We start from the raw sequence: 17,228 nt of genomic DNA, 5'->3' as shown, positions 1-17,228 counted from the left end.
TTTTCTCCTCCTGCCGTTGTTTTGCATCAATAGAATCTCGCCTCTAAGTTCCCGTTTGACATTTCAACTCTGGTAGATAATAGTACGAGCGTTCGGATTTTTTCGATTCAGGGGCAGTCATTACTACTTCAGCCAAATTCATGCGCAAGGGCGAACTCACGCGGGCAGCGATCCTGGACGTGGCGCTCGAGCTGTCCAGCCGCGATGGCCTCGAGGGCCTGACCATCGGCCTGCTGGCCGACCGGATGAACATGTCCAAGTCCGGCGTGTTCGCGCATTTCGGTTCGCGCGAAGACCTGCAGCTGGAAGTGGTCAAGCTCTACCACCACCGCTTCGAGCAGGAAGTGTTCTTCCCGAGCGTGCGCGAGCCGCGCGGCCTGCCGCGCCTGCAGTCGATGTTCGACCGCTGGCTCGAACGCGTGTCGGTCGAGATCGCGTCGGGCTGCATCTACATCAGCGGCGCCGTCGAGTACGACGACCGTCCGGGCCCGATCCGCGAGGAGCTGGTCAAGATGGTGCAGGCCTGGCAGGGCGCACTGCAGCGTGCCGCGCGCCAGGCCATCGATGTCGGCCACCTGCGTGCCGGCACCGACGCCGACCAGCTGGTGTACGAAATGTACGGGCTGATCCTGGCCCTGCACCATGACGCGCGCTTCCTGCGCATGCCCGGTTCCGTCGACCGGGCGCGCCGCGGCTTCGAGCGGCTGATCGAAAACTATCGCAATCCATCCACGCCGGCGCAATAACGCACCGTCAGTCTAGATAAACACACTTTTACCTTCGTTCAGGAGAAAACCATGGGTCAGTACGTCGCGCCAATCCGGGATATGCAGTTCGTTCTGCACGAATTCCTCAACGTCAGCGAAGAGTTCAAGAACCTGCCTGCCTACCAGGAAATCGACGCCGACATCATCAACCAGGTGCTGGAAGAAGGTGCAAAGTTCACGCAGGAAGTGCTGTTCCCCCTGAACCACTCGGGCGACCGCGAAGGCTGCACTTTCGACGCGTCCACCAAGTCGGTGACCACTCCGAAGGGTTTCAAGGAAGCGTATAAACAGTATGTCGAGGGCGGCTGGGCCGCCCTGGCATGCGATCCGGAATACGGCGGCCAGGGCCTGCCGGTCTCGCTGAACAACTCGTTCTACGAGATGCTGAACTCCTCGAACCAGGCATGGACCATGTACCCGGGCCTGTCGCACGGCGCCTACGAGTGCCTGAAGGAGCACGGCACCGACGAGCAGAAGAAGCTGTACCTGCCGAAGCTGGTCTCGGGCGAGTGGACCGGCACCATGTGCCTGACCGAAGCGCACTGCGGCACCGACCTGGGCCTGCTGCGTTCGAAGGCCGAACCGCAAGCCGACGGCACCTATGCCATCAGCGGCTCGAAAATCTTCATCTCGGCCGGCGAACACGACATGGCTGAGAACATCGTCCACCTGGTGCTGGCGCGCCTGCCGGACGCACCGGAAGGCTCGAAGGGCATCTCGCTGTTCCTGGTCCCGAAATTCAAGGTCAATGCCGACGGTTCCGTCGGTGAGCGCAACGGCATCGCCTGCGGCGCCATCGAAGAGAAGATGGGCATCCACGGCAACGCCACCTGCCAGATGAACCTGGACGGCGCCATCGGCACCCTGATCGGCCAGCCGCACAAGGGCCTGCAGGCGATGTTCGTGTTCATGAACGCCGCCCGCCTGGGTGTCGGCATGCAGTCGCTGGGCCTGACCGAAGTCGCTTATCAAAATGCGCTGGTGTATGCGAAGGACCGCATCCAGATGCGTTCGCTGTCGGGCCCCAAGGCGCCGGACAAGCCTGCCGACCCGATCATCGTGCATCCGGACGTGCGCCGCATGCTGCTGACCGCCAAGGCCTTCGCCGAAGGCGCACGCGCGCTGACCTCCTACATCGCGCTGCAGATCGACCGTGAACTGAACCACCCGGACGAGGAAGTGCGCAAGGAAGCCGCCGGCGAAGTCGCGCTGCTGACCCCGATCGTCAAGGCCTTCATCACCGACAACGGCTGGATCGCGACCTCGGAAGCGATGCAGGTCTACGGCGGCCACGGCTACATCAGCGAGTGGGGCATGGAGCAGTACGTGCGCGACGCCCGCATCAACATGATCTACGAAGGCACCAACACCGTGCAGTCGCTGGACCTGCTGGGCCGTAAGATCCTGATGGACAACGGCGCCAAGCTGCGCGCCTTCGGCGAAAAGATCAAGAACTTCGTCGAAGAGAACGGCCTGGACGAGTCGATGTCCGAATTCGTGACCCCGCTGGGCGAACTGGGCGAGAAGGTCACCAAGCTGACCATGGAAATCGGCATGAAGGCCTTCCAGAACCCGGACGAAGTCGGCGCCGCCGCCGTGCCTTACCTGCGCGTCGTGGGCCACCTGGTGTTCAGCTACTTCTTCGCCCAGATGGCGAAGATCGCGCTGGCCAAGCAGGATTCCGGCGACAAGTTTTATGCGGCCAAGCTGCACACCGCGCGCTTCTACTTCGCCCGCCTGTACCCGGAAACCGCGATGCTGATCCGCCAGGCACGTTCGGGTTCGGCGAACCTGCTGGCCATGGACGCAGACCTGTTCTAACACTCCCATCACGTCGCCCCCGCAGGGAACGCGGGGGCGACGACACATCCAAGGAATACATCAATGTCCAATTTCATCGTGAAGAAAGTCGCCGTGCTGGGCGCCGGCGTGATGGGCGCGCAGATCGCTGCGCACTGCGTGAACGCCAAGGTGCCGGTCGTGCTGTTCGACCTGCCCGCAAAGGAAGGTCCGAAGAACGGCATCGTCCTGCGCGCCATCGAGAACCTCAAGAAGCTGTCGCCGGCCCCGCTGGGCAACAAGGAAGACGCGGCCCTGATCGAAGTCGCCAACTACGAGGACAACCTCGACGTGCTGCTTGGGTGCGACCTGATCATCGAAGCCATCGCCGAGCGCATGGACTGGAAACACGACCTGTACAAGAAGGTCGCGCCGCACATCGCCCCGAACGCGATCTTCGCGTCGAACACCTCGGGCCTGTCGATCAACAAGCTGGCCGAAGGCTTCGACGAAGAACTGAAGGCGCGTTTCTGCGGCGTCCACTTCTTCAACCCGCCGCGCTACATGCACCTGGTCGAACTGATCCCGACCACCAGCACCCGTCCTGAAATCCTCGACCAGCTGGAAACCTTCCTGACCTCGACCCTGGGCAAGGGCGTGGTGCGCGCGAAAGACACCCCGAACTTCATCGCCAACCGTGTCGGCATCTTCGGCATGCTGGCCACCATCCACGAAGCCGAGAAGTTCGGCCTGTCGGTGGACGTGGTCGACGACCTGACCGGCGCCAAGCTGGGCCGCGCGAAATCCGGCACCTTCCGCACCGCCGACGTCGTGGGCCTGGACACCATGGGCCACGTCATCAAGACCATGCAGGACAACTTGGCCGACGACCCGTTCTTCGGCGTCTACAAGACCCCTGACGTGCTGGCCAAGCTGATCGAGAAGGGCGCCCTGGGCCAGAAGGCCGGCGCCGGCTTCTACAAGAAGGTCGGCAAGGAGATCCAGCGCCTCGACTTCGCCACCGGCGAATACGTCGCCGGCGGCGCCAAGGCGGCCGACATCGTCGCCCGCATCCTGAAGGAAAAGGACCCGGTCAAGAAGTTCAAGGCCATGCGCGAATCGACCAACCCGCAGGCGCAGTTCCTGTGGGCGATCTTCCGCGACGCCTTCCACTACATCGCCTTCCACCTCGACAGCATCGCCGACAACGCGCGCGACGTCGACTTCGCGATGCGCTGGGGCTTCGGCTGGAGCGTCGGTCCGTTCGAGACCTGGCAAGCCGCAGGCTGGACCCAGATCGCCCAGTGGGTGAAGGAAGACATCGACGCCGGCAAGGCGCTGACCAACGCACCGCTGCCAGCCTGGGTCTTCGAAGGCCAGGTCGCCGAAAAAGGCGTGCACACCGCCGAAGGTTCGTACTCGGCTTCGAAGAACGCCTACGTGCCGGCATCCGACCTGCCGGTGTACCAGCGCCAGCAGTTCCGCGCACCGGTCCTGGGTTCGACCTCGGTCGATCCGAAGACTGCCGGCACCACCGTGTTCGAGGACGACTCGGTGCGCCTGTGGCACTCGGGCGACGACGTGCTCGTCATCTCGCTCAAGACCAAGATGCACGTCATCGGCGAAGGTGTGGTGAAGGGCCTGCAGCGCGGCATGGCCGAGGCGGAGAAGGGCTACAAGGGCCTGGTGATCTGGAATACCGACGCGGCCGAAGGCGGCGCCTTCTCGGCCGGCGCCGACCTGCAGTCGGCCCTGCCGGCCTTCATGATGGGCGGCGCCAAGGCGATGGAGCCGATGGTGCGCCAGCTGCAGGACGTATTCATGCAGATGAAGTACTCGAACATCCCGGTGGTCGCCGCTGTCGCGGGCCTGGCGCTGGGCGGCGGCTGCGAGATGGCCCTGCACGCATCGAAGCGCGTCGCCTCGATCGAGTCCTACATCGGCCTGGTCGAAGTGGGCGTCGGCCTGGTGCCGGCCGGCGGCGGCCTGAAGGAAGCGGCGGTGCGCGCCTTCACCGAAGCCAAGGGCAACGACATCCTGCAATTCCTGAAGACCGGCTTCACCAACGCGGCCACCGCGCAGGTGTCGAAGTCGGCCCTGGAAGCGAAGGCCATGGGCTACCTGAAGGAAGACGACGTCATCGTCTTCAACCCGTACGAACTGCTGCACGTGGCGAAGACCACCGCGCGCGCCATGTTCGACGCCGGCTACCGCGCCCCGGCGCGCCGCCCGGTCACCGTGACCGGCCGCTACGGCTGGGCGACGATCCGCGGCCAGCTGGTCAATATGCGTGACGGCGGCTTCATCTCGGCCTACGACTACCACCTGGGCGACACCATCGCCGAGATCGTGACCGGCGGCGACATCGACCAGGGCAGCGTCGTGTCCGAGCAGTGGCTGCTCGACATGGAGCGCAAGGCCTTCATCGCGCTGCTGGCCAATCCGAAGACCCAGGAACGCATCATGGGCATGATGCAGAACGGTAAGCCGGTCCGTAACTAAGCGACGACAGAACAGGACGAACAATCATGAGCAAACAACTTCAAGACGCATACATCGTCGCAGCGACCCGCACCCCGATCGGCAAGGCGCCGCGCGGCTTCTTCAACAAGACCCGCCCGGACGACCTGCTGGTGCACGCCATCCGCGGCGCCATGGCCGCCGTGCCGAACCTGGACCCGGCCCTGATCGTCGACGCCATCGTCGGCTGCTCCTTCCCGGAAGCGGAGCAGGGCTTCAACGTGGCGCGTAACGCCGTGGTGCTGGCGGGCCTGCCGAACACCGTCGGCGGCGTCACCGTCAACCGCTACTGCGCCTCGGGCATTACCGCCCTGGCGATGGCGGCCGACCGCATCCGCGTGGGCGAAGCCGACGTGATGATCGCCGGCGGCGTCGAGTCGATGTCGATGGTCCCGATGATGGGCCACCACCCGTCGATCAATATGGAGACCTTCAAGGACGAGAACGTGGGCCTGGCCTACGGCATGGGCCTGACCGCCGAGAAGGTGGCCGAGCAGTGGAAGGTGTCGCGCGAAGACCAGGACGCCTTCGGCCTGGAATCGCACCGCCGCGCCATCGCCGCCCAGCAGGCCGGCTTCTTCAAGGACGAGATCACCCCGGTCGAAATCGTCACCCGCACGCCGAACCTGGCCACCGGTGAGATCACCGTGAAGCGCCGCACCGTCGACCTGGACGAAGGCCCGCGCGCCGACGCCTCGATGGAAGGCATGGCCAAGCTCAAGCCGGTGTTCGCCGCCAAGGGCTCGGTGACCGCCGCGACCTCCTCGCAGATGTCGGACGGCGCCGGCGCGCTGATCGTCGTCAGCGAGAAGATCCTGAAGGAGCACAACCTGACCCCGCTGGCCAAGTTCTCCTCCTTCGCCGTGCGCGGTGTGCCGCCGGAGATCATGGGCATCGGCCCGAAGGTCGCCATCCCTGCCGCACTGGCAGCGGCCGGCATCACCCAGGACCAGCTGGACTGGATCGAGCTGAACGAAGCCTTCGCCGCACAGGCGCTGGCCGTGATCCGCGACCTCGGCCTCGACACCTCTAAAGTGAACCCGATGGGCGGCGCGATCGCCCTGGGCCACCCGCTGGGCGCGACCGGCGCCATCCGCGCCGCGACCGTCGTGCACGCACTGCGCCGCAACAACCTGAAGTACGGCATGGTGACGATGTGCGTCGGCGCCGGCATGGGCGCGGCAGGTATCATCGAACGCGTCTAAGCATCAGGTAAGCAGTACCGCGTGGGCGGGAGAACCGCGAGCCCTTCGTAGGGTGGGCGGGTCTCCCGCCCACGCGTCCAACCAGACTCAGAATAAACGGGAGACTCCAGACATGGACATGCTGATCACCAAGGCCAACGGCCTCCTGACCATCGAATTCAACCGCCTCGAGCGCAAGAACGCCATCACCGCCGCGATGTACCAGTCGATGGCTGACGCCCTCGTCGAGGCGGAAAGCGACACCGCCGTACGCGCCATCCTCATCGCCGGCAAGCCCGAGATCTTCACCGCCGGGAACGACCTCGACGACTTCATGAAGAACTCGGCCCCGGTGCCCGGCGTGCCCGCCGAAGCCCGCCCGGTATTCCAGTTCATGCGCGCCCTGCACGGCTCGACCAAGCCCGTGATCGCCGCAGTGGCCGGCGCGGCGATTGGCATCGGCACCACCATGCTGATGCACTGCGACCTGGTCTACGCCGCCGACAACGCCAAGTTCTCGGTGCCGTTCACCCAGCTCGGCCTGTGCCCGGAATTCGCGTCCTCGCTGCTGCTGCCGCAACTGGCCGGCTACCCGCGCGCGGCCGAGAAGCTGCTGCTGGGCGAAGCCTTCGGCGCCCAGGAAGCCTTCGAAATGGGCCTCATCACCCGCGTGCTGCCGGCCGCGGAACTGCGCGCCTACGCCGAACAGCAGGCCGCCAAGCTGGTCGCACTGCCGGCCGCCTCGATCCGCACCACCAAGGCGCTGATGAAGCGTCCGCGCATCGAGGCCATCGAAGGCGCGATCGCGGCCGAGAACGAGCGCTTCGCCGCCATGCTGCTGGCGCCGGAAGCGAAGGAGGCGTTCACCGCCTTTTTTGAAAAGCGCAAGCCGGACTTCTCAAAGTTCGACTGAAGCAGGGCAGGCGCCTGCCTGCTCAGCGCCGGCGCTTGACCTCGTATTAGCGCAGCAGCAGTTCCCCGGTCATGCGCGCCACGGCCGGGTCTTCGCTCTTGCCCAAGGACCGTCTGCACGATGCACCAACCGCCGTCAACTCCGGCTCGGACGATGTGGATCGTGATGGAGGCGGAGGACCCTGGGGCTCCGCAGGCGCCGGTCCCTGAACGCCGGCGCGTATGTCACGCATGCGCGGCCATCGCCTCCGCGTCGGCGCCGGCCGGGACGGAGAACGGCGCACTGGCGTCGGTCGAGGCCCGCCACACAGCCTCGGCGACGTCGAGGGCATATGTGACCGTTCCATCGCCGCTGCGGCCGGCGAATACCTTTTCGACGAAACCGGAGTAGGCTTCGGGCGCGCCGGCCTGCATGCGCTGCTGGGCACTGCGGCCGAAGGGCGTCTCGGGCGAGCGGCCCGGCAGTACCAGGCGGGCGCGCACGCCGATCGCCTCCAGCTCGAGCGCCAGCGATGCGGTCCAGGCATTCAACGCAGCCTTGCTCGCCGTGTAGGCGGCCAGCATCGGCAGCGCCTTGTAGGTGGTGGCGGAGGACACGTTGACGATCACGCCGGCGCCGCGTTCCCTGAACTGCGGCAGCACCGCCTGCGTCATCGCCATGGCGCCCAGCAGGTTGGTGTCGAACAGCTCGCGTACTGTCGCCATCGAGGTAGATTCGAACACCCCCATCAGGCCGATGCCGGCATTGTTGACCAGGACGTCGACGGGGCCGCTCTGCGCAACAGCCTGCCGCACGCTCTCCGGATCGAGGACATCGAGCGCGACGATGCGCAGCCTCTGCGAGGCGGGAAGCAGATCGGCACGCGGGGTGCGCATGGTGGCGACGACGTTCCAGCCGCGTTCCAGGAACAGGCGGGCGGTGGCGAGGCCGAATCCGGACGAGCATCCGGTGATGAGAACGGTTGGCATGGTTGGCTCCTTGTAGTGGTGGCAGTGGTGGTGGGATGGAAGCACTATATGCCTGCCAAGCCGGACTGGATATAATCGAACGTACACCTTTCATTCGCGAGCGTCCGAACATGAGCGATCCCTTTGCCGAACTCGTCCTGTTGCTCCAGCCCGGGGCGCCGTTCTCGAAACTCGTCAGCGGGGCAGGGCCCTGGCGCGTGCGCCGCGAAGAATATGGCCGGCCCTTCTATTGCGTGGTCCTCGAGGGCGGCTGCCGCCTGGCCGTGGACGGCCGCGAGACGATCATCCTCGCGCAGGACGACTTCATCCTGATTCCCTCGGCGCGCAACTTCACCATGTCCAGTCTTGTTCCCGATGCAGGGGACGCGTCATCCGGCGCCGCGACGGCGCCGCCGGTCATGCGCGACGGCGAGGTCCGGCACGGCATCCAGGACGGACCGGCCGATGTCCGTATGCTGGTGGGCTACTGCAGCTTCGGGTCGTCCGACGCGGCGTTGCTGGTGTCGCTCCTTCCGGAACTGGTCCACGTGCGCGGCGACCCGCGCCTGGGCGCCATCGTGCGGCTGGTCGGCGACGAGTGCCGCGCCTCCCGGCCCGCGCGCGACATCCTGCTGGCCAGGCTGCTGGAGGTGCTCCTCATCGAAGCGCTGCGCACCGGCGCCGGCGTGGCGTCTTCGCCCGGCCTGCTGCGCGGGCTGGCCGACGAACGTCTGGCGCCGGCCCTGCGCCGCCTGCATGCGGAGCCGGCCAGGGCCTGGACCGTGGCGACGCTGGCACAGGAGGCGGCGCTGTCGCGTTCCTCTTTCTTCGAGCGCTTCAGCCGGGCGCTCGGGGTGGCGCCGATGGCCTACCTGTTCAACTGGCGCATGGCGCTGGCGCGCGGACTGCTGCGTAAGGGGGGCGGTGGCGTGGCCGAGGTGGCGCAGCAGGTCGGCTACGGCTCGGCCAGCGCCTTCAGCGTCGCGTTCACCCGCCACGTCGGCGTGCCGCCGGCGCGCTATGCGCTGCAAGCCGCTTGAGCAGGCGGGCGACTTACGGTGCACACGAAATTTGCATGAACAGGCTGGGAGGCAAAGGATATTTGCCTCCCAGACCGCGCGGAAGCGAGTTCCCGCGTACGCCCATCCGAGCTGCTGCCGGTCATAATGACGCCCGTTTTCAAAAGGATGAAACATGACAGCGAACGATCCTGAATCCGGCGAAGCCACCTTCCGTGAAGGCGGCCACGTACTGGCCGTCGAAGCCCATGCCGACTACCGCGACGCCAACATGATCGTCCAGGGCCTGATCGACTTCAACGCCGCCCACACCGGCGGCGCGACACCCCGTGAGCTGGTGGTCACGGTGCGCGACGGGGCGGGTCGGGTCGCGGGCGGCCTGGTGGGCGACACCTATGTCGGCTGGCTGCAGGTGCACGCGCTGTGGATCGGCGAGGCCTTGCGCGGCCAGGGCATCGGCCGCGACATCCTGCGCGCCGCGGAGGAGGAGGCGCTGCGCCGGGGCTGCAACCAGGTTTTCCTGGAGACCCTGAGCTTCCAGGCGCTGGCCTTCTACGAGAAGCTTGGCTACACCGTCAGTTCCAGGCTGGAGGGCTTCCCGCCGGGCGGCGCGCGCTACGCGCTCGTCAAGACGCTGGCTTCCTCCGCAGACTGTGCGCCTGCGCGGGTCGGCGCCGCGTAGTACACTGGGACGGCTTTCCACCCAGGCCGTCCCATGTCCACATTGCCTCCCCAAGCCGCCGCCGGCGCTTCCCCGCCGGCCACGGTGATGCAGATCCTCTTCTCCGTCGCCTTCGTCCACCTGCTCAACGACTGCGTGCAGGCCGTCCTGCCCGCGATCTACCCGCTGCTGAAAGACCAGTTCGCGCTCAGCTTCACCCAGATCGGGCTGATCACGCTGACCTTCCAGTGCACCGCCTCGCTGCTGCAGCCCTGGATCGGCCTATACACCGACAAGCGTCCGATTCCCTTCCTGCTGCCGGCCGGGATGTGCATCACCCTGCTGGGTGTCGCGCTGCTGGCGACCGCGGGCAGCTTCGCCATGCTGCTGCTGGCGGCCGGCATGATCGGCGTCGGGTCCTCGACCTTCCACCCGGAAGCATCGCGCGTGGCGCGCCTGGCCTCGGGCGGGCGCTTCGGCTTCGCGCAATCGCTGTTCCAGGTGGGCGGCAACCTCGGTTCGGCCTTCGGGCCGCTGCTGGCCGCGGCCATCATCGTCGGCAGCGGGCAGGGGAGGATCGCCTGGCTGATGGTGCTGGTGCTGCTGGCGGTGGCGGTGCTGTTCCAGGTGAGCCGCTGGTACGCGGGCCACCTGAAGAAGGCCACCGGCAGGATCGCCGTCCATGCTGGCCCGGGCCTGTCGCGCGGACGCGTGCTGTGGGCGCTCACCGTGCTGGCCCTGCTGGTGTTCTCGAAGTACATCTACATGGCCAGCCTGTCGAGCTACTACACCTTCTACCTGATCGAAAAGTTCCAGGTGCCGGTGGAGTCGGCCCAGGGCTATCTCTTCCTCTTCCTGGCCGCGGTGGCGGCGGGCACCTTTGCCGGCGGGCCGATCGGCGACCGTATCGGTCGCAAGCGCGTGATCTGGTTCTCGATCCTCGGCGCGGCGCCGTTCACGCTGGCGCTGCCCTACGTGGACCTGTTCTGGACCGCCGTGCTGTCGGTGGTCATCGGCCTGGTGATGTCCTCCGCCTTCTCCGCCATCGTGGTGTTCGCGCAGGAGCTGGTGCCTGGCAAGGTCGGCATGATCGCGGGCCTGTTCTTCGGCCTGATGTTCGGCATCAGCGGCATCGGCGCCGCCGTCATGGGCGCGATCGCCGACAGCACCGGCATCGAGTACGTGTACCGGCTCGCCTCCTTCCTGCCGCTGCTGGGCATCCTCGCGGTGCTGCTGCCGCGGATGGAATCGGCGCGGCGCTAGCATAGGCCGGGCCGGCTCGCATTGCCGCCACTGTCCTTCGAGCGCCTGTTCATGCCGGTCGGCGCGCTGGCCGACGGGCTTGGCCTCGGCGTGCGCCAGTTCGAGCGCCGCTTCCTGGCGCACCACGGCGTCGCCCTGCGCGACTACCGCCGGCTGGCCCGGTTCGCCCGCGCCCTGTCGATCCTGATGCAGGGACAGGGCAGGCCCGGCCTGGCAGGGGCCGCGCTGGAAGCGGGCTATGTCGACCAGGCCCATTTCAGCCGCGACTTCCGGCAGTCCGTCGGCGACACGCCCTCTCGCTTCCTGGCCAGCCGCGACGACGAAGCCTCCGGCTACCGTTTCTGGGCCTTCGGGCGCGACGAGCTCGATTCCTTCCTGCGCTAGCGCCGATGTCGTGTCGGTACAAGACAGGGCGGGCGCGAGTCCGTATCGTCGCTCCTGTTTTCAGAAGGAGCCGACGATGGATGAATTTGTACTGGAAGGCCAGCATTACCTGCTCACGCGTGTCGACCAACTGCTGTCGCATGCGCGCGGCAACAGCATCTGGTACCTGTCCTTTGGCCTGGCCTGCTGCGCCGTGGAGATGATGCACGCGGCGTCCGCGCGCTACGACATGGACCGCTTCGGGATGGTGCCGCGCGCCAGTCCGCGCCAGGCCGACCTGATGATCATCGCGGGCACGCTGACCAACAAGATGGCCACCGCGCTGCGCAAGGTTGACGACCAGACGCCCGAGCCGCGCGACGTCATCTCGATGGGCTTCTGCGCCAACGGCGGCGGCTACTACCATTACTCGTACTCGGTGGTGCGGGGCCGCGACCGCATCGTGCCGGTCGACGTCTGCATCCCGGGCTGCCCGCCGACCGCGGAAGCGCTGGTCTACGGGATCCTGCAGCTGCAGCGCAAGATCAAGGTGGAGCGGCTGGACACGATCGTGCGCTGAGCAGGGCACAAGCGCACACCTGCGGCGCGAGTTCCGGTACGATCTCCATTGCCCCTGCAGGGCAATGGAGAATGCAATGCGTATCAGCGCTTCGATCGATAATTCTTCCACCGCGCACCTGGTCGCCGTGGAGACGGATGGATCGCGCCAGCGCCTGGACATTCCTGCGAAGGCGGGGGCGCCGGGGTCAGGCGTGAACGGCGGCGAGTTCCTGATGCTGGCGCTGGCGACCTGCTATTGCAATGATTTGTACCGCGAAGCGCGCCGGCTCGGCATTGCGCTGGATGGCGTGCAGGTCGAAGCCAGCGCGGACTTTCCCGGCGTGGGGCTGTGCGCGACCAATGTCCGTTATCGCGCCTCGGTCCGCTCCGGCGCCGCGCCGGCGCAGATCGCCAGGCTGCTGGCCGAAACGGATGCGGTGGCGGAGGTGCACAACACCCTCAGGGCCGGTTGCACGGTCACGCTCGACCCGCCGGTCGCTGTTCCGCCTGTTTCCTTATAATTCCCGCCATGCCCGCCATCTCGATCCGTCCCGCCACGCCCCAGGACGCAGACGCCATCTGCGCCATCTACAATCCCTATGTCGCCACGACCGCCATCAGCTTCGAGGAAGAACCCGTCTGTGGCGGCGACATGGCCCGGCGCATCGGGGACGTCCAGGAACTGGGCCTGCCCTGGCTGGTGGCCGAGTGCGGGGGACGCCTGCTCGGTTACGCCTATGCCAGCAAGTGGCGCGCCCGCCCGGCCTACCGCACCTCGGTCGAAAGCACGATCTACCTCGCCGAAGAAGCCGCCGGACGCGGGACCGGCACGCTGCTCTACCGCGCGCTGCTCGACGCGCTGCGACGGCAAGGCGTGCACATGGTGATCGGCGGCATCGCCCAACCGAACGCGGCTAGCGTGGCGCTGCACGAGAAGCTGGGTTTTCGCAAGGTGGCACACTTCAGCGAAGTGGGGCGCAAGTTCGGGCGCTGGGTCGACGTCGCGTATTGGGAATTGCGGCTGGAGGACTGATGCGCGTCCGCACTACAAAGCGCCGACCATCGCCTTGAGCTGGGCAAGCCGGGCTGGCCGCACGCAGTAGCAGACGCGCTGCACGTCCGAGGAGCCCTCGATCAGGCCGGCATCCTTCAGGATCGAAACGTGTTTCGATATGGTCGAGGGCGCGAGCGGCAGCACGTCGGCGAGGCTGCCGAAATAGCAGTCGCCGTGGCGGATCAGGTGCCGCAGCAATTGCAGCCTGGCGGGGTGGCCGATCGCCTTGCACAGGGCGGCAAGGTCGTCGATGTCGATGTCGGCTGGCGGCGTCGCCGACGGTCCGCAGCAGGAACTGGTCATGGATGCTTTCGTTCTGGTGGTGAGCGACGAGGATAGGAAGCGTCGGCCGCGCCGTCAAGTGCCGGCCATTCCGGCCACGCCGCGCGCGGGCGCCGGCTTGATCGCCGAGAGGTAGAGCAGCAGCGAGCCCAGGGCGCAGGCGAACAGTACCAGCGGCAGCACCACCGTCCCCGACGCGCCCGACAGGATCGCCGCCGCAATTAGCGGTCCCGCGGCCTTCGACAGCAGCGAAGGCGCCGCCATGGCGCCGGTGATCGCGCCATAGTGTCGTGCGCCGAACAGCACGCGCGGCAGGGTGCCGCGGATGATCGTCAGCACGCCATTGCTCATCCCGTACAGCATGCAGAACAGGGCCACCGCCCAGGCCCGTGCGCCGAACAGCGCGAGTGCGAGCAGTCCGAAGGGCAAGGTCGAGAAGACGAAACGCCCGACCGCCTGCGGCGCCTGGCCGCGCGCCAGCGTGCGCTCGCCGATGCGGCCCGCCACCTGCATCGGCCCGACCAGGGCGGCGAGCAGCACGGCGGTGGCGGCGCTGTGGCCGAGCGATTGCAGCAGCGGAATCAGGTGCACCGCCAGGGCCGAGAAGATGAAGATGTTCGCCGAAAAGGCCAGCGCCAGCTTCCAGAAGGCCGGGTGGCGGATCGCCTCGGCCAGCGTGTGGCTGTCGCGCGGCGCGTCCGCGCAGGCCGGTGCGCGCGGGGCGTCGCGTCCCAGCCAGAGGTGCAGGGGCAGGCAGGCGGCCAGTTGCAGCGCCGCGTAGGCCAGGTAGGTATCGCGCCAGCCCAGGCGCGATGCGATCGCGAGCGTCAGTGGCCAGAAGATGGTGCTGGCGAAACCGGCGAACAGCGTGAGCGTCGAGATCGCGCGCGGCGCGCCGGCGTCGACCTTGCGATTGATGGTCGCGAAGGCGGCTTCGTACAGGGTGAGCGACATCGCCAGGCCGATGACGCTCCAGGCAATGAAATAGGAGGCGACCCCGCCGGCGCGCGACAGCAGCGCCAGGCCAAGGGCGCTGGCGAGCGAGCCGGCCGCCATCACGTAGCGCCCTCCGTGCCGGTCGACGAGGGCGCCGACCGGCGTGGCGGCGACGCCCGCCACCAGCAGGCTCCACGAGAACGCGGCGAAGGCGGTTTCGGCGCTGATGCCGAGCTCTCCCCGGATCGATGGCGCCAGGACCGCGAAGGCGTAGTAGAGCGACCCCCACGATGCGATCTGCGTGAAGGCGAGGATGCCGATGGTCTTGCGTGCTGGCGACAAAGTGTGCTCCCGATGATGGCGCGGCCGCTCAGCAACAGGCCGCGTCCGCAGCCTTCACTGTACAGCAGGGCCGCGCCGGCTGCTGGAGCGCCACGCGGGTGTTGCAGACGCCGGTCTCGGGCAGGTCCAGCCGGACCTCGTCGGCGGCAGCGAGGTCGCCGGCCAGCGCCGCGACCACCGAACGCACCTGTTCGTAGCCGGTGGCCAGCAGGAAGTTGGGCGCGCGGCCATAGCTTTTTGCGCCGACCGCATAGTAGCCCGGCTCGGGGTGCGCAAGCTCGCGGTGGCCGTGCGGGCGCACGGTGCCGCAGCTGTGCTCGTTCGGGTCGATGAGGGGCGCGAGCGCATCGGTGCTCTCCAGCCAGTGGTCGTGTCGCAGGCGCAGCTCGCGCGCCACCGACAGGTCCGGCCGCGCGCCGGTGGCGCAGACGATTTCGTCGATGCCGTCGATGCGGCGCCCGGCCGTATCGCGCACCGCGATGCGGCCACCGTCTTCTTCCAGCGCATGGATGGGGAAGGACTGGCGCATCTCGAGCCGACCGCTGTCGCGCAGCGCCTGCAGGCGCCGGCCCAGCGCGCCGCGCGCCGGCAGGCCGTCGGCGTCGCCGCCGCCGAATACGCGCGCCAGGCGGTCGCTGCGCGTGGCCCATACCAGCCGGGTGGCGGGATGTTCCTCGGCGAGCTGCGCCAGCGCCAGCAGGGTGCCGGCGGCGGAGTGGCCGGCGCCGACGACCAGCACGCGCTTGTCCGCATAGCGCGCACGCTGGCTGCCCAGCACGTCCGGCATGCCGTAGGCGATGCGCGCCGCCAGGGCCGTTTCGCCGGCTGCCGGGATGCCGTTCGCGCCGAGCGGATTCGGCTGCGACCAGGTGCCCGTGGCGTCGATCACGGCGGAGGCGAGGAAATCGCGCGGGCCGTCCGGGGTCTCGGCCCGGATGAGGAAGGGCGTCTCGGCGCGCCCGCGCGTCGTCACCTTGTCGCTTCCGGCGCGCGTGACGGCGCTGACCCGGTGGCGCAGGCGGAGAGAGGCGGCGAGGGCGGGATGGGCGGCCAGCGGCGCCAGGTATTGATTGATGAGCTCGCCCGCAGTGGGCAGCGCGTCGGCCGCCGGCATGATCCAGCCCTGGCTCTCGAGCATGGCGCGCGCGCGGTCGTCGACGTTGTATTGCCAGGGGGAGAAGAGACGGACGTGGGCATATTGGGCCAGGTTCGCCCCGATCGCGGGGCCCGCTTCCAGGACCAGCGGCGCCAGTCCGCGTTGTACCAGATGGGCGGCCGCAGCGAGGCCGACGGGGCCGGCGCCAAGCACCGCGACCGGAAGGTCAGCGTGGGTGGTCATCATTTTCTCTCCTTGTCTGCCTTCAACTAACGATTCATGGGATTTGTATTTCGACGAAATACGAATAAGGAGGGATGCAGACCTCTTGCAAACTCGTCCTGTGTCCTGCTTATTCGTTATTCGACGAATTAAGAATAAATCCTTGTCATCAAACGGTCAAGAAGATTCGATATATTTCGAATGGTCGTACAGTCAAAGGAGGCCGTCGTGGCGCATCAAGAAGTGTTCAATGTCCTGTTTCTTTGCACGGGCAATTCGTCGAGAAGCATCCTCGCGGAGGCCCTCCTCAATGCTTGCGGCGGCGGCAAGTTCCGCGCCTACAGTGCCGGCAGCCACCCGACCGGGTCGGTCCACCCGCTGGCATTGGAGCAGATCGGCCGGCTCGGCTTTCCCACCGACAGCCTGCGCAGCAAGAGCTGGGACGAGTTCGCCAATGCGGATGCGCCGCACATGGATTTCATCATCACGGTATGCGACCGTGCAGCCGGGGAAGCCTGCCCGCGCTGGCCGGGGCATCCGATCACGGCCCATTGGAGCTTCGAAGATCCGGCGGCCTTCGTCGGCGCCGAGGAGGCCCGCCGGCAGTTGTTCGCGCGGGTGTGCCGCGAAATCAGGAATCGCCTGGAAGCCTTCACGATGCTGCCCTTCGAGAAACTGTCGCGCCTTGCGATCCAGAAGGAACTGCTCGGCGTCGCCCAGGTACACGGCGGCGCCAGCGCCTCGACGACCGCGGACGGGCAATGAACGCCAGGGTCTACAAGGTGCTGTTCCTATGCACCGGCAACTCGTCGCGCAGCATCATGGCCGAGGCCCTGTTGAACGTGCTCGGCAAGGGGCGCTTCGAGGCATATTCCGCCGGAAGCCGTCCGGTTGGCACGGTCAACCCGCTGGCTGCCGAGCAGGTCCTGTGTTTCGCGCCCGCTTATCCGCTTGCTGCCCTGCACAGCAAGAGTTGGCTCGACTTCGCTGCGCGCGGGGCAGCGCACATGGATTTCATCATCACCGTGTGCGACAGCGCAGCGGGCGAGCCGTGCCCGCACTGGCCGGGGCATCCAATCACCGCGCACTGGGGCCATGCCGATCCTGCACGCGCGGCAGGCGAGGACTGGATCAGGCGCCAGGCCTTCGAGCGGGTTTTCCGGCAGATCCGCCGGCGTGTCGAGCAGCTCGTCATGCTGCCGCTCGCCTGGCTCGATGACGATGCGGTACGCCGCGAGGCGGTGCGGGCGATCGGCGCCAGACCGGTGGACGACGGCGCCGGGACTGCTGCAACACTCTATAAATCCATTTAGTTAATT

At 67.1% G+C, this 17,228-nt stretch carries 18 protein-coding genes; 14 read left to right on the top strand and 4 right to left on the bottom strand.

Annotation, left to right across the window (positions count from 1 at the left end):
* The first annotated feature begins 140 nt into the window (after window positions 1–140).
* From ACQ7JA_RS17105 to ACQ7JA_RS17085, 5 genes are all read left to right on the top strand, one after another.
* A complete protein-coding gene (locus ACQ7JA_RS17105) occupies window positions 141–746 on the top strand; it encodes a TetR/AcrR family transcriptional regulator (RefSeq protein WP_430899883.1) in 606 nt (201 codons plus the stop codon).
* A 51-nt stretch (window positions 747–797) separates the two neighbouring features.
* Window positions 798–2,588 carry an acyl-CoA dehydrogenase C-terminal domain-containing protein gene (locus ACQ7JA_RS17100; protein ID WP_430899881.1) on the top strand — a complete coding sequence of 597 codons (1,791 nt, stop codon included), beginning with the start codon at window positions 798–800 and terminating at the stop codon, window positions 2,586–2,588.
* 63 nt (window positions 2,589–2,651) lie between these two features.
* On the top strand, window positions 2,652–5,048 hold the full coding sequence (locus ACQ7JA_RS17095; RefSeq protein ID WP_430899879.1) for a 3-hydroxyacyl-CoA dehydrogenase/enoyl-CoA hydratase family protein: 2,397 nt from the start codon (window positions 2,652–2,654) through the stop codon (window positions 5,046–5,048).
* A gap of 26 nt (window positions 5,049–5,074) precedes the next feature.
* Window positions 5,075–6,271 (top strand): acetyl-CoA C-acyltransferase, encoded by a 1,197-nt coding sequence (locus ACQ7JA_RS17090; RefSeq protein WP_430899877.1) that lies wholly within the window; start codon window positions 5,075–5,077, stop codon window positions 6,269–6,271.
* Window positions 6,272–6,383: 112 nt separating this feature from the next.
* Window positions 6,384–7,163, top strand: coding sequence for an enoyl-CoA hydratase (locus ACQ7JA_RS17085; protein WP_430899875.1), 780 nt, complete (start codon window positions 6,384–6,386; stop codon window positions 7,161–7,163).
* Window positions 7,164–7,387: 224 nt separating this feature from the next.
* On the opposite strand, the gene ACQ7JA_RS17080 is transcribed toward ACQ7JA_RS17085, so the two are convergent.
* A complete protein-coding gene (locus ACQ7JA_RS17080; RefSeq protein WP_430899873.1) occupies window positions 7,388–8,131 on the bottom strand; it encodes an SDR family oxidoreductase in 744 nt (247 codons plus the stop codon).
* 110 nt (window positions 8,132–8,241) lie between these two features.
* Here ACQ7JA_RS17080 and ACQ7JA_RS17075 point away from each other — a divergent pair, with 110 nt between their 5' ends.
* From ACQ7JA_RS17075 to ACQ7JA_RS17045, 7 genes are all read left to right on the top strand, one after another.
* Window positions 8,242–9,150, top strand: coding sequence for an AraC family transcriptional regulator (locus ACQ7JA_RS17075; RefSeq protein WP_430899871.1), 909 nt, complete (start codon window positions 8,242–8,244; stop codon window positions 9,148–9,150).
* A 154-nt stretch (window positions 9,151–9,304) separates the two neighbouring features.
* Window positions 9,305–9,811, top strand: a complete 507-nt coding sequence (locus ACQ7JA_RS17070) for a GNAT family N-acetyltransferase (protein WP_430899869.1) — start codon at window positions 9,305–9,307, stop codon at window positions 9,809–9,811.
* Window positions 9,812–9,844: 33 nt separating this feature from the next.
* On the top strand, window positions 9,845–11,053 hold the full coding sequence (locus ACQ7JA_RS17065) for an MFS transporter (RefSeq protein WP_430899867.1): 1,209 nt from the start codon (window positions 9,845–9,847) through the stop codon (window positions 11,051–11,053).
* 21 nt (window positions 11,054–11,074) lie between these two features.
* Window positions 11,075–11,437: a helix-turn-helix domain-containing protein gene (locus ACQ7JA_RS17060; RefSeq protein ID WP_430899866.1), complete on the top strand. Its 363-nt coding sequence runs from the start codon at window positions 11,075–11,077 to the stop codon at window positions 11,435–11,437.
* A gap of 76 nt (window positions 11,438–11,513) precedes the next feature.
* A complete protein-coding gene (locus ACQ7JA_RS17055; RefSeq protein WP_430899865.1) occupies window positions 11,514–11,996 on the top strand; it encodes a NuoB/complex I 20 kDa subunit family protein in 483 nt (160 codons plus the stop codon).
* Between the two features lie 76 nt (window positions 11,997–12,072).
* Window positions 12,073–12,498 (top strand): OsmC family protein, encoded by a 426-nt coding sequence (locus tag ACQ7JA_RS17050; RefSeq protein WP_430899863.1) that lies wholly within the window; start codon window positions 12,073–12,075, stop codon window positions 12,496–12,498.
* A gap of 8 nt (window positions 12,499–12,506) precedes the next feature.
* Complete coding sequence (locus ACQ7JA_RS17045) at window positions 12,507–13,010, top strand: arsinothricin resistance N-acetyltransferase ArsN1 family B (RefSeq protein ID WP_430899861.1); 504 nt, start codon at window positions 12,507–12,509, stop codon at window positions 13,008–13,010.
* Window positions 13,011–13,022: 12 nt separating this feature from the next.
* Here ACQ7JA_RS17045 and ACQ7JA_RS17040 read toward each other — a convergent pair whose 3' ends face one another.
* From ACQ7JA_RS17040 to ACQ7JA_RS17030, 3 genes are read right to left on the bottom strand one after another with little or no spacing between them, the layout of a single operon-like run.
* Complete coding sequence (locus ACQ7JA_RS17040; protein ID WP_430899859.1) at window positions 13,023–13,334, bottom strand: ArsR/SmtB family transcription factor; 312 nt, start codon at window positions 13,332–13,334, stop codon at window positions 13,023–13,025.
* Between the two features lie 54 nt (window positions 13,335–13,388).
* On the bottom strand, window positions 13,389–14,591 hold the full coding sequence (locus ACQ7JA_RS17035; RefSeq protein WP_430899857.1) for an MFS transporter: 1,203 nt from the start codon (window positions 14,589–14,591) through the stop codon (window positions 13,389–13,391).
* A gap of 28 nt (window positions 14,592–14,619) precedes the next feature.
* Window positions 14,620–15,933: an NAD(P)-binding domain-containing protein gene (locus ACQ7JA_RS17030; protein WP_430899855.1), complete on the bottom strand. Its 1,314-nt coding sequence runs from the start codon at window positions 15,931–15,933 to the stop codon at window positions 14,620–14,622.
* Between the two features lie 204 nt (window positions 15,934–16,137).
* Here ACQ7JA_RS17030 and ACQ7JA_RS17025 point away from each other — a divergent pair, with 204 nt between their 5' ends.
* Together ACQ7JA_RS17025 and ACQ7JA_RS17020 are read left to right on the top strand one after the other, a co-directional pair.
* On the top strand, window positions 16,138–16,674 hold the full coding sequence (locus tag ACQ7JA_RS17025; RefSeq protein WP_430899853.1) for an arsenate reductase ArsC: 537 nt from the start codon (window positions 16,138–16,140) through the stop codon (window positions 16,672–16,674).
* On the top strand, window positions 16,671–17,222 hold the full coding sequence (locus ACQ7JA_RS17020) for an arsenate reductase ArsC (protein ID WP_430899851.1): 552 nt from the start codon (window positions 16,671–16,673) through the stop codon (window positions 17,220–17,222). Before ACQ7JA_RS17025 ends, ACQ7JA_RS17020 begins: the two co-directional genes overlap by 4 nt.
* Window positions 17,223–17,228: the final 6 nt, after the last annotated feature.

The organism is Massilia sp. BKSP1R2A-1, from assembly GCF_050586525.1.
Taxonomy (GTDB): Bacteria; Pseudomonadota; Gammaproteobacteria; order Burkholderiales; family Burkholderiaceae_D; genus Telluria.
This window is presented reverse-complemented; position numbering and strand designations above follow the sequence as displayed.